At 27.8% G+C, this 13,516-nt stretch carries 12 protein-coding genes and 1 riboswitch; of the genes, 9 read left to right on the top strand and 3 right to left on the bottom strand.

The window, feature by feature from the left end:
• The first annotated feature begins 12 nt into the window (after positions 1-12).
• From BLS77_RS04375 to BLS77_RS04340, 8 genes are all read left to right on the top strand, one after another.
• On the top strand, positions 13-390 hold the full coding sequence (locus BLS77_RS04375; RefSeq protein WP_089966224.1) for a RidA family protein: 378 nt from the start codon (positions 13-15) through the stop codon (positions 388-390).
• Between the two features lie 220 nt (positions 391-610).
• The gene (locus tag BLS77_RS04370) at positions 611-1,048 is read left to right on the top strand and encodes a MarR family winged helix-turn-helix transcriptional regulator (protein WP_089966222.1); all 438 of its coding nucleotides are present in this window, start codon (positions 611-613) and stop codon (positions 1,046-1,048) included.
• 26 nt (positions 1,049-1,074) lie between these two features.
• The gene (locus BLS77_RS04365) at positions 1,075-1,992 is read left to right on the top strand and encodes a DUF5692 family protein (RefSeq protein WP_089966221.1); all 918 of its coding nucleotides are present in this window, start codon (positions 1,075-1,077) and stop codon (positions 1,990-1,992) included.
• A gap of 182 nt (positions 1,993-2,174) precedes the next feature.
• A complete protein-coding gene (locus BLS77_RS04360) occupies positions 2,175-2,942 on the top strand; it encodes a GDSL-type esterase/lipase family protein (protein WP_089966219.1) in 768 nt (255 codons plus the stop codon).
• A 26-nt stretch (positions 2,943-2,968) separates the two neighbouring features.
• Positions 2,969-3,448 (top strand): DUF4358 domain-containing protein, encoded by a 480-nt coding sequence (locus tag BLS77_RS04355; protein ID WP_089966217.1) that lies wholly within the window; start codon positions 2,969-2,971, stop codon positions 3,446-3,448.
• Between the two features lie 73 nt (positions 3,449-3,521).
• Entirely contained in the window at positions 3,522-4,928 is a 1,407-nt protein-coding gene (locus BLS77_RS04350) for an MBOAT family O-acyltransferase (RefSeq protein ID WP_089966215.1), read from the top strand.
• Positions 4,929-4,952: 24 nt separating this feature from the next.
• Positions 4,953-6,143, top strand: coding sequence for a DHHW family protein (locus tag BLS77_RS04345; RefSeq protein WP_242873927.1), 1,191 nt, complete (start codon positions 4,953-4,955; stop codon positions 6,141-6,143).
• A gap of 216 nt (positions 6,144-6,359) precedes the next feature.
• Positions 6,360-7,181 carry a metalloprotease family protein gene (locus BLS77_RS04340; protein ID WP_089966213.1) on the top strand — a complete coding sequence of 274 codons (822 nt, stop codon included), beginning with the start codon at positions 6,360-6,362 and terminating at the stop codon, positions 7,179-7,181.
• 178 nt (positions 7,182-7,359) lie between these two features.
• Here the strand turns inward: BLS77_RS04340 and BLS77_RS04335 are convergent, their stop codons facing one another.
• The 3 genes from BLS77_RS04335 to BLS77_RS04325 form a co-directional block, all read right to left on the bottom strand.
• Positions 7,360-8,775, bottom strand: coding sequence for a carbon starvation CstA family protein (locus tag BLS77_RS04335; protein WP_089966211.1), 1,416 nt, complete (start codon positions 8,773-8,775; stop codon positions 7,360-7,362).
• Positions 8,776-8,943: 168 nt separating this feature from the next.
• The gene (locus tag BLS77_RS04330; protein WP_089966209.1) at positions 8,944-9,654 is read right to left on the bottom strand and encodes a LytR/AlgR family response regulator transcription factor; all 711 of its coding nucleotides are present in this window, start codon (positions 9,652-9,654) and stop codon (positions 8,944-8,946) included.
• An 85-nt stretch (positions 9,655-9,739) separates the two neighbouring features.
• A complete protein-coding gene (locus tag BLS77_RS04325; protein WP_089966207.1) occupies positions 9,740-11,431 on the bottom strand; it encodes a LytS/YhcK type 5TM receptor domain-containing protein in 1,692 nt (563 codons plus the stop codon).
• Positions 11,432-11,690: 259 nt separating this feature from the next.
• Positions 11,691-11,862, top strand: a riboswitch (Lysine riboswitch).
• Between the two features lie 80 nt (positions 11,863-11,942).
• On the opposite strand from BLS77_RS04325, the gene BLS77_RS04320 reads away from it, so the two are divergent.
• Complete coding sequence (locus BLS77_RS04320) at positions 11,943-13,262, top strand: APC family permease (protein WP_089966205.1); 1,320 nt, start codon at positions 11,943-11,945, stop codon at positions 13,260-13,262.
• Positions 13,263-13,516: the final 254 nt, after the last annotated feature.

Raw genomic sequence — 13,516 nt, 5'->3', positions numbered from 1 at the left:
GGAGAGATTAACATGAAAAAGATAATTAATACAGTAAATGCACCAGCAGCAATAGGACCATATTCACAAGGGGTAATTATAGGTGATTTAGTATATACATCAGGACAGTTACCTATAAATCCTCAAACAAAAGTTATGGAGAGCGAAATAAAATCCGCAACTAAGCAAAGTTTAGAAAATTGCAAAGCAATTTTAGAAAGTGCTGGTACAAATCTTGATAATGTAATTAAAACTATGGTTTTTGTAAAAGATTTAAAGGATTTTGCTTTAGTAAATGAAGTATATGCAGAATATTTCACAAAGAATTTTCCAGCAAGAAGCTGTGTGCAAGTTGCAAAATTACCATTAGATGCGATGATAGAGATAGAAGTAATAGCTACATTAAAATAGTATTAAATGGTGAGGTAGGCTAATCTACCTCACCATTTTTATATTATAAAATGGATTTAACTAATTTCTAACTAGGAGATTTAATATCCTAGTTTATTATAATAATTAAGTGTTTAGAAGTTTTTATTGACAGTCTATTTTTAGAGGAGTATGATAGAAATAAATAAATTGTGCACAATTTAATTTATAACAACTTAATTCGTAAATGGAGGGAAACATTATGGTTAGTGATAAAAATTTAATTCTAGAAAATCAACTTAGTTTCATAATGTATGCCTGCTCAAAGGAAACTATAAAACGTTATAAGTCATATCTTAAGAACGTAGATCTAACATATACTCAATATATTGCTATGTTGGTTTTATGGAATGGAGATAATATTACGGTTAATGAATTAGGAAGAAAATTATATCTTGATTCAGGTACTATAACGCCCCTTTTAAAAAAACTTGAAAGTAAGGGCTTGGTAGAACGAGCTCGTGATATCAGTGATGAGAGGAATGTTTTTGTACGGGTAACTCCAATTGGTCAGCAGCTTAAAGAAAAGGTAAGAAATATACCAGAAAATATTCTAGAAGATACAGGGATACCTATGTCAGAAGCAAATGATATATTGGTAGATTTAAAATCTGTATTAGAAAGAGTTAATCAAAAGTAATAAAAGAAGTAGATGGAGGAGTAAAAATGTTTTTATTTGAATCGATACCTTGGTATTCAGTAGTAATATGGGTTTTAGTGATTGGAGGATTAATGCTTTCCAATGAATTAGCTCGTAGAAATAAATATATAGCTATTATATCATTTATAGTTTTACCAATAATATTACCATTTGCAGTTTGGAAAAATACAGCTGGTCCAGGTTCTAGTGTAGGATCTTGGTTCCATTGGGCAAAAGTATATTCAGCATTAGCAGGATGTTTAGGATTTATGGCTTTACGTTATAGTAAAAAATTAAGTAAAAATAAATATCTTTTAGCATTCCCTGCAATAATATTAGCAGTTAATATTATGGAAGCGGTTATTCGTGATTTCCAATGCTATAGCTTCGATGGCGTAGTTGATGGAATGCTTATGATTGGTGGACCATGGAATATAATGAATGGTATTGCAGGTATTCTTAATATCATAACTATTTCAGGTTTCGTTGGAATATTTATTGGAAAAGATAAAAATAAGGACATGCTGTGGCCAGATCAACTTTGGTTCTGGATAATTGCATATGATTTTTGGAACTTTGCATATGTGTATAATTGTGTATCTGATCACGCATTTTATGCGGGAGCAGCCTTATTATTATCATGTACAATTCCAGCTTTCTTTATAAAAAAAGGGACTTGGTTACAAAGTCGTGCACAAACTTTAGCATTTTGGATGATGTTTGTTATGTCATTCCCAAGCTTTGTTGATACTTCAAAGTTTGCTGTTAAGTCATCACATAATGAAACAGCATTATTTATAGTAAGTGCAATATCTTTAGCTGCAAATATAGCGGTATTTGGATATCATTTCTATAAGGTATTTAAGAATAAACGTAACCCATTAACACAAGAAATTCATACAGATTTAGATGCTTATAAACAAATAGTTAATGAAAATAAATAATATAAAATAAAAAGGCGATTCGTAATGAATCGCCTTTTTATTTTATATTATATTTGAAAGTTAATTTTTTATAATAAATATGTAAATCTTTTGTAACCTAAGTACAGAGTTATTATATTAAGATAATTAGGGATATTTAAAAGAATATGTCGAAAAATAAAAGAAGATAAGAGGGAGAAGTGATGAAAAGAACAGTCTTATTGGTAATGAGTGGAATATTGATTTTTTCTATAATTAAGGGTGCAATCAATGGTATTGATAATAAAAGCTTTAATGAAAATAATTTTATAGGTAAAGAAATTTTAGTTCAATTAGAACAAAGAAATTTAAGCGATGTAGAAAATGAAATTGATACATATAAGAATAAGTATTTTCAAGATAAGGATGCAAAGGAAGATAGATTTAATCAAACTCAAGGAGAAGAAAATAATAGCAAGTATTTTCAAAACACAATTTTTATGGGAGATTCCATTACTGAAGGCTTATCAGAATTAGGAGTAATAGAAGAATATAATGTATTGGTTAATAAAGGGGATACAGTAATTAAAGCTATTAATAGCATAGATACTTTAACAAACCTTAATCCTAAAAATGTAGTTTTATTATATGGTATGAATGATGTCATAGAATTTGATAATTCTATGAAGTTTAAAGAAAAGTATATTGAACTTGTTAATGAAATAAAAAAAGTTTTACCAAATACAAAAATATATTTAATTTCACCCCTTTCTGTAATGGATAAGGCAGTTAATATAAATGAGAGATTAACAAATAGTAATCTAGATGAATTTAGAGAGAAGGCACAGGAAGTTGTTAGAGAAACAGGCATTAATTATGTTGATATAGAAACAAAAATAAATAAAAAAGATTACTTACATGAAAAAGATGGAATACATTTTAAATATGAATTTTATTTAATTTGGTTAGATTATCTTAGAGAATATATTTAAAAATTAATTGTAATTGAGGGAAGGTTATGAAAAAAAGTACATATAAAAAATATTATTTAATACAAATAATTATAATAGTAGTGATATTTATAGGGCTATATCCTATTGTTAAGGTAAGACAAGCTAATATGGATGATATTAGAAATAGTATAGAAAAAAGTGTTAGTTTAGATAGAATGGATATGGGAAATGAAAAAATTCTCAAAAAATTATATTACATAAATATAAAGGATTTAGAAGATTTTATTTATTATGCTCCAAAGAGTAATATGGATGAAGATGAAATTCTAGTTTTAAAGGTTAAAGATGAAAAAAACATACCAATTATTAAGAGTCAAATTCAGAAGAGAATAGATAAAAAGGCAGAAAGTTTTAAAAATTATAGACCTGAAAAGTATGAAATAATTAAAAATGCTGTATTGGAAGATGAAGGTCAATATTTAATATTTATAATTTCACAGGATTCTTATAATATAAAAGAGGCTATAAAAAAAGACTTTAAGTAAGATAAAAGAAAATATATCACAATGTGACTGTTTATTTTTCAGAAATTTTCAAGAGGGAATTGGAGGGTTAACTTTGGTTTTTAGTAGTTTAATATTTTTATTTATATTTTTACCAGCAGTTTTAATTTTACATTATATTGTACCTAGTGTAGGAAAAAATTTTATAATACTTATATCAAGTGTAATATTTTATGCTTGGGGAGAACCCCAGTACATATATCTAATTTTAATCTCCATATTAATAAATTATTTTGGAGGATTATTAATTAGAAAAAATCATAAAGATGAAGAGAAACATAAATTTATATTTATAACATTAATTATTATAAATCTTAGTATTTTATTATTTTTCAAATATTATGGATTCTTAATAGAAAATATTAATAATTTATTAGGTGTGAGTTTACATATAAGAAATTTGCCATTACCTTTAGGGATATCTTTTTTCACTTTCCAGTTAATATCTTATGTAGCAGATGTTTATACACAAAGGGTAAAACCACAAAAAAATATAATAGATTTTGGTGCTTATATTCTTATGTTTCCACAATTAGTAGCTGGACCTATAATACAATATAGTGATGTGGAAAAACAATTAAAGAATAGAAAAAAAAGTTTGGATAAATTTGGGGAGGGGGTCAAAAGGTTTATTATAGGCTTAGGGAAAAAGGCTATTATAGCAAACAATATATCTATAATATGGACAGAAGTTAAAAACTTACCATTAGAAAATATATCAATTGTATCTGCATGGTTAGGGATTGGTGCATTTACATTACAAATTTATTTTGATTTTAGTGGGTATTCAGATATGGCAATAGGTCTTGGAAAGATGTTTGGGTTTGATTTTATTGAAAATTTTAATTTCCCGTACACTTCAAAAAGTGTAACGGAATTTTGGAGAAGATGGAATATATCTTTAGGTTCTTGGTTTAGAGAATATATGTACATACCCTTAGGTGGTAATAGAAGCGGATTAGTTATTCAATTTAGAAATTTAATGATAGTGTGGTTTGCAACTGGACTTTGGCATGGAGCAAGCTGGAATTTTATATTTTGGGGGTTATATTTTGGGCTGATAATATTCGCTGAAAAAATATTTTTAGGAAATATTTTAAAGAGAATACCGGATGTGTTTAATCATATGTACACCATGGTTATTGTAATTGTAGGATGGGTATTTTTTGATACAGATAGCATTTCTTCAGCAATAGGATATATTGGAGTAATGTTTGGTTTTGGAAATAATCTATTTATAAATAATATGGATAAGTATATAGTTTATACAAACTTCTTAATATTAGCTGTAGCAATAATAGCTTGCACACAATTAAGTATAAAAAGTAATAAGAAAATAAATGCTAATTTTAAAAAAATGGATTTGAAATTAATTATAGTTATACAAACTTTGATTTTAATAGTTAGCATAGCCTTTTTAGTGAGTGAAAGTTATAATCCGTTCTTATACTTTAGGTTTTAGGATCTGGAAGACGAGGTGTTTTTATTGAAAAAAACAAATAGAAAACCATATAGTATATATATGAAAGAAAAAAATATTAGAAAATTTAATAGAAGTCTTAATGCAATAATAACTATTGTTTTTATTGGAGTTATTTTCACAATAACTATATTTGGAATTTTTAAAAATGATAAAGAATTTTCAGAACAGGAAAATAGAAATTTAAGTAAGAAACCTGAATTTACTTTAAAATCTTTTGTAAACAGAGATTTTTCTAGAGAATATACAAGTTATATATCTGACCAATTCCCAGGTAGAAATATTTTTGTGGCTATTAAAGGAAATATAGATAAATTAGTAGGAAAAAATAAAAGCAATAATGTATATATAGGGAAGAATAATCAGCTTATAAACAATTTTAAAGAGGAAAATCAAGAGGAAACTAATGAAAAAATTAAGGCTATTAATGATTTTTTTGAAAAACATAAGAGTCTAAGCACTGCTTTTATGTTAGTGCCTACGGCAAGCAAGGTTTTAGAAGAAAAGCTACCTAAATATGCACCTATTGACGATGAATTAGAGTATATAGATAAATTACAGGATGGGTTAAATTCTAATATTAAATTTATAAATCCATATAAAAATTTATATGATAATAGAGATAAATATATTTATTATAAAACGGATCATCATTGGACCAGTAAAGGGGCTTATATTGGTTATAGGACAATGTGTAGTGAATTAGGATTAATAGCAAAGGATGAAGATTATTTTACTATAGAAAAGGTAACTGATTCTTTTAGTGGTAGTTTATCCTCAAAAATAGGATTGGAAAGTAAAGAAGCGGATGAAGTAGAAGTTTATTTTAATACTAATGATAAAGTTTTAGTAAATTATATAACAGAACAAAAAAAGAGCACTAGTCTTTTTGATAGTACAGCATTAAATAAAAAAGATAAGTATGAAGTATTTACTGGGGGAAATCACCCTCTTATAAATATTAAAACACTACAAGATCCGGAAAAGAAACTATTAATTATAAAAGATTCCTATGCAAATAGTTTTTTACCATTTTTAACTTCTCACTATGGAGAAATAAATGTGGTAGATTTAAGATATTATGCTGATGATTTAGAAAAATTAATAAATGATAAAGGGATAACAGATGTAATGTTTTTATATAATGTAAATACTTTTAATGAGGATGATTCTATCTTAAATCTTAATGACTACTAATAGTATTAAATGTATTATGATAATGATTAGGGAGCTTCAAAAAAATAATAAGTCATAAATCTTGACTTATTATTTTATTTAGGCTCCCTTAATAGATTCTTAAAAAAGAATAATTTATAATATTGAAGAAATTAAAAAGAAATAATGTTAATATAAATTACACATATAAATATAATAGTATTATGTTTATAAATAAAAATAGATGGAGTAGGTATTATGATAATAGAAATATTAAAATTAAGTAGTTTATTTTCGCTTGGAATAATAGGTGCATTTATTACATTAGGATTACTAATTGGATGGATTGAAGGTATAAGTAATAGAACTATTCAGTTAAGATTTGGTAGAAAAGCTGTAATAGTTACTGGAATTATTGGAACTACTATCCATGAATTTAGTCATTATATAATGTGCAAGTTATTTGGGCATAAGGTTAATTCTGTTAAGTGGTTTTCTATTTCGGCGAATGAAAGCTCTGAACTAGGATATGTGTCACATTCTTATAATAAGAAAAATATATATCAAAGAGTTGGGAATTTTTTTATAGGGGTAGCACCTATAGTAGTTGGGACAGTAATTTTAGTAGCGTGCTTTTATATACTAATGCCAGAAAGTTTTAATGATATTTATAGTAGGGTTAATATTAAAGAGTATGTGTTAGATAGTAATGACTTTAACATTAAAGGCTTTTTTTATGTTTTATTTAGTAATTTGACTATAATAGTAAAAAAAATATTTGTAGCAAAAAATCTAATTAATATTAGGTTTTGGATTTACTTATTTATAGCAGTATCAATAAGCACGCATATGTCTTTAAGTAAAGCAGATTTAAAAAATTCTATAGATGGTATATTTGCTATAGTTATATTAAGTGTTATAGGAAGTATTATTGCTATTACATTAAATTTTAATATTGATAGCATTATACATAATCTTTTAATATTAAATTGTATAGTAATAAGCTTTATTTCAATAGGAGTTTTATTTTCAGTAGTAGCTTTAATCATAATAAAGATAATTTGTGCCATAAAGATATAGGCAGTTTAATACAAATGCAGAATTTAAAGTTAAAGCTTTAAAAAAATAATTGACCGATGTAATTATATAATGGCAAATAAATAATTGTAAATAAAGGAAGCTAGCAGTGAGCTAGCTTCCTTTATTAGGTTATTAATTAATACTTATTGAAAATACTATACAAAGTATCCTTAGGAAACTATTTTTCAAGTTCAATTTTTTTCTTTGCTACTATTAGGAATAATATAAGAGATCCTATAGAAATCAGAATACCAACAGGATATCCTATTGAAGGTGAAACTTTAAAACCTTCTGGAGCCACAAGTAAATAAGTTGTAGATACAGCAGTCATAAATACTGCTGGTACTGTAGCTATCCAATGAAATTGTTTTCTTAGTGCAAGATACATTGCAGCTGTCCAAAGTACTATCATAGCTAAAGTTTGGTTAGACCATGCAAAATATCTCCAAACTATATTAAAATCTATTTTTGTTAGTATAAATCCTATTACAAATAATGGCAGGGTTAGAACAAGTCTATTTTTTATTGGACCTTGCTTATAATTTAAGAAGTCGGCAATAGTAAGTCGTGCACTTCTAAAGGCTGTATCGCCAGAAGTTATAGGGCAAGCGATAACTCCTAATATAGCAAGAGCTCCTCCGACTTTACCAAGTAATGTAGTAGAAATTATATTTACAACCCAACCTTGACCACCATTAGCACTCATTTGTGAACCTAATTCTCCAGTGCTTCCAAAAAAAGCAATAGCAGCCGCAGCCCATATTAAAGCAACTATACCTTCAGCAATCATTGCACCGTAGAATATTGATCTACCTTGTTTTTCAGAAGTGATGCATCTAGCCATCATAGGTGATTGCGTTGAGTGGAAACCTGAAATAGCACCACAAGCAATTGTTACAAACATCAATGGCCAAATAGGTAGATTGTTTGGATGAAGGTTAGCTAAAGTAATTTCAGGTATATGATACCCACCAAATATTATACCACCAGATACCCCAATGGCCATTATTAAAAGACAAATTCCAAATAGAGGGTAAATCTTACCTATAAGTTTGTCTATTGGGAGTAAAGTAGCTAGTATATAGTAGGCAAAGATTATATAAACCCAAAAAGCTGTATTGAATTTAGTTGGAGTTAGTCCAGCTAAAAGCTCTGCAGGTCCTAGTATAAAAACTACGCCAACTAAGATAAGAACTATAACTGAAAAAACTCTCATAAAATTCTTAAAACCAGATCCTAGATATTTTCCTACAACTTCAGGAATACTTGCACCATCATGTCGTACAGATAACATCCCTGAGAAATAGTCATGTACTCCACCTGCAAATATTGATCCAAATACAATCCAAAGGAAAGCTACAGGGCCCCAAAGAGCACCAGCTATTGCACCAAATATTGGGCCAAGACCTGCAATGTTTAAAAATTGTATTAAAAATATTTTCCAACTGGGCATAGCAACGAAATCAACGCCATCGGCTAACCTAATTGCTGGAGTTTCAATGCTGTCATCTAAACCAAAAGCTTTTTCAACAATCTTACTGTAAAAAAAATAACCTAGTAATAAAGCAACAATAGATAATAAAAATGATACCATGAATAATCCATCCCCTTTAATATTATAAAATTAGGCATCTTCAAAAAAAATATATAAAGCCTTCGGGATTGTTATTTTAAGATGCCCTAAACAATTTAATTATAACAAATGTGTATACGATTTCAATAAATGTTGCACCAAAGAACAAAATGGACACATGAAATGCATTTATATGCCCATTAATTGTTTAAATTGTGAAATGTTTTGACGACTAACAGGTATCTCTACATCTAACCCTTGGAGTTTTAACATATATGTATTATTAAACCAAGGGATTATCTCAGTTATTTTATCCAAATTTACAATATATGAACGATGGCATTTAAAAAAAATGCTTTGTGGAAGCTTTTTATAAAATTCCTTAGTACTTGATGAAACCTTATACTCTTCGTTTGATATATGTATAAATATATCATGTTCCTGAGATTTGCAATAATATATATCATTTACATTTAATACAAACATTTTTTCGTTATTACAAATAGTTATTTTATTATTTATATAAGGGGAACTATTTATATTAGTCCACTTTTCAAGTCGGGTAAGAGTATTTATTATTCTACATTCAGAGTAAGGCTTTAAAACATAATCAAAAGCAGCAATTTCAAATGCTTCAATTGCATATTGTTTATAAGCACTTAAAAATATAATAATAGGTTTTGATTTTAATGTATTTATAATTTTACTAAAATCTAATCCATTGAGCTTTGGCATACTTATATCAAGAAAAATTACGTCTACAGAATTAATTTGCATATATTCAAGAGCTGCTATACTATCATCAAATTCTGCTAGTATTTTAATTGAACTAAAAGTAGTAATAAAATAACTTAATTCTCGTATCGCTGGAATTTCATCATCTAGTATAATACAATTCATAAAGGTTAACCTCCATTTTTACTAAGGGATTTACAAGTAAAATAATTAGTAATTATTTTACTATTACATATTTGTTTTATAATTCTTAAATAATATCAAAATTAAAATTTTTAGTTTTGTTAAGAACAAAACTAATTCTTGTTCCTGTATGAAGACGTTCTATTATAAGACCAGTGCCGTATATGTATTTGAGTCTATTATTTACATTAGAGATACCGATCTTATTTTTTTCAATTGTTCCTAAATATATGATGTCAATTACATTTTGTGGAATACCTATACCATCATCTTCTATTATAACTTTAACTTCATCTAAATTATATTTTTTTACCTTTATATTCACGGTTCCAAATCCTTTACCATTTAAAATTCCATGCTTTATGGAGTTCTCAACTAGGGGTTGGATTATAAGTGACGGTATTTTAATATGTACACTTCTATCAATATCATAGTTAATATTAAGTTTATGTCCAAACCTTGCTTTTTCTATTTCTACATAGGCTTTAACGTGTTCAAGTTCCTTACTTATATCCACGAAAGTCTGTATTTCATCTATAGTATATCTTAAATAATTTGAGAGGTTTATCATAAGCTCCCGTGCACCAGTTGGATTAAACCTCATAAAAGATACAATTGTGTTTAGTGAATTAAATAAAAAATGGGGGTTTATTTGGGATTGAAGTGCTTTAATTTCAGACTTTGTAGCTAGATCTTTTAGTTTGCCTAGCTTACTTATTTCAAGCTGAGTTGATATTAAATGAGACAATCCACTTGCAAGTGTCTTAGTTGTACATGATATACTATTTTCTTTCTCATAATATAATTTCAGGGTGCCTATAACTTTAGTATCGTCCTTAAGAGGTACAATAATTATAGATTTTAGGGGACAACTTTTAGAAAAACAATTAATTTCTTCACCCGTGTTTAAAATACGTATAATACCATCGTTGATAACTTTCTCTGTAGCAATAATTTGAATGTTATCGGTGCATATATGGTGATCAGAGCCTAGTCCCACGTGAGCTAATATTGTATTAGTATCAGTAATTGCTACAGCGGCTGCTGTAGTAGAATTATGTATTATTGAACAAATAATTTTTAAGGAATTATTATTAATGTCTCGAAAATAGGGTAGTGTCTTAGTTGCTATATCAAGAGCAATTTTAGCTTGGGTTGCGGCTATTTGATCTTTCTCATTAAATATCCTTTGAATTAGTAAAATTAGAAGGCATGTACCTAAAGCGTTTATAAAAATCATAGGCAAATATATATTTTCTACTATATGAAAAGCCTTAGAATAAGGTTTTGATAATAATAAAATTAAAAAAATTTCAATGAATTCAATAATAATGCCTCCAATTAAACCGTAAAGCCATTTTTCATATTTTAAGCATCTTTTATATATAAAACCAGAAAAACAGCCTGCAATAATAGTAGTTAAAGCACAAGGAATAGAGGTTATGCCACCTATGTCATAAGTTAACCTATGAATACCTGCAATAAGACCAGATACAATACCAACAAAAGGGCCACAGAATATACCACCAGCCATTATTCCGATGATTCTTGTATTAGCTATTGCACCATTTACATCTACACCAGAATAGGTGCCTACTATTCCAAAAATGGCAAATGTTATAGATAATATAATAAGATCAAATTTTTGAAATTCATTTTTTTGTATTATATTCTTGAATATAGATAAATTAGAAATAATAAAAGCTAGAAATATTAAATAACCTAAGTTATTTATAAGATTGTTTAATAAATTAATCATAAGATACCTCTCTTTTAGAATATTAATTATAAAAGCTCAAGTATATAAGAATATAAGCAAAATTTACGATTTTGATTAGGTTCTTAGCATTAGAAAATAAATTTCGTCTATGGGAAGTTCCTGTAAAAATATTATATCATTAATAAGCTAGGTTAGGCATATCAAAAAGATTTAAGAATATTTGAGTTGTTATTTTAGAACTCGGTATATTTGACATTTATAAAAAAAATGTTAAAATAAGAAAAAAACAATTTAATAGGGAAAAGATAGAGGTTGCAATGATAAAAAGTAATATTAATGAGTTAAACGCTGTGATTTAATATGAAAGGTATTATTGCCGAAGTATATAGTTAATGTTTTAAGGCTATATGTTGGGTTTGTATAAAATATATGCAAAACTGCCATAATATTTATGGAGAGCTATCTTTGTGTTTGTTACTTAAGAATTTATACAAGCTCAGAGAATAGCCTCTGAGCTTGTTTTTTTTACCTGAAACTTAAGGAGGACAAAATGGAAAATAAGAATTTAAAGAAGGAAATCAGTCTGTTTATGGCAACTATGCTTGTATGTGGGAACATGATAGGATCAGGTGTTTTTATGTTGCCAGCTACACTTGCTCAGGTTTCGGGACCAATGGCTACAATAATAGCATGGATAATAACAACTTTAGGATCAATAACTATAGCTCTATCCTTTGCAAATTTAGGATCCAAGTATCCAAGTACAGGAGGAGCCTATAAATATACAAAAGAAGCCTTTGGGGAATTCGCAGGGTTTTTAAGTGCATGGCTATATTGGAATGGGTCATGGATAGGGAATGCAGCAATCGTGGTAGCGTTAGTAAGTTATAGTACAGCAATTATGCCTGCATTAAATAAGCCTATATATGCGATTGTTTTTTCAAGTGTAGTATTATGGACATTTACCATAATAAACATAGTAGGAGTAAAGAAAGCTGGGAAAATTCAAAGTTTTGCTACAGTATTTAAAATAGGATTCTTTACAATTTTTATTATTGTTTCATTCTTCGCCTTTGACAGTTCAAATTTAATTCCACTATTACCAGAAGGAAAAGGACTTTCTACAATACCATTAGCAGCTACTGCCACTTTATGGGCTTTTGTAGGAATGGAAAGCGCCACAGTTACAGCAGGAGAAATAAAAGATCCTGAAAAAAATGTTAAAAAGAGCACAATATATGGATTAATTATTGCAGCAACGATTTATTTAGTAATAAGTATTGTAAGCATGGGCGCTATGTCAAATGAGCAGCTTGCAGTAAGTCAAGCACCTTTAACTGATATACTGACTAATGTTCTTGGACCTTCAGTAGGCAAGATATTAACTATAGCAATAGTAGTATCGATTTTAGGTACAATAATTGGTTGGTTATTATCAACTGCTCGTATTTCATATGCAGCAGGTCAAGATGGCGTCTTTCCAAAATTCTTTGGCAAAATACATCCTAAATATGGCACGCCAGTTAACTCATTAATAGTAAGTTCAATACTAGTAAATATATTATTAATTATGAATTATCAAAAAGGGATGGTTTCATCATTTACGTTTATTACAATATTGGCTACATTATCATTTTTACCAGTTTATTTATTAACGGCAGCAGCAGAAATTATGTTAATGTTTAAAGACTCAAAGGAATTTACATTTTGGATATTTATAAAGAAATCAATAGTGCCCTTATTAGCATTTATTTATACAATATGGACAATATATGGATCAGGAGCAGAAACAGTAATGTGGGGCTTCATAATGATGTTAATGGGCATTCCATTCTATATTTATAATTATCATAGAAATAGAATAGTATAAAAAGCTATACCTAATGGAACTTCAAAAAATAACAAGTCATATTATGATCTATTTGGGACTATGATTAATAACCACACCCTTTACATAGAATAACTATGTAAAGGGTGTGGTTTTTCATCGAGTAGAAAATATCCTCAAAATATTTGATTTGTTATTAATTTCAAATAATGTATTTATTAAGGGATATTAAAATAAATACTAAGTTAGTATGTAGAATATTGTCACATAGTGTAAATGGTAGTATAATATTATTA

It is taken from the genome of Clostridium gasigenes, assembly GCF_900104115.1.
Lineage (GTDB): Bacteria > Bacillota > Clostridia > Clostridiales > Clostridiaceae > Clostridium > Clostridium gasigenes.
This window is presented reverse-complemented; position numbering and strand designations above follow the sequence as displayed.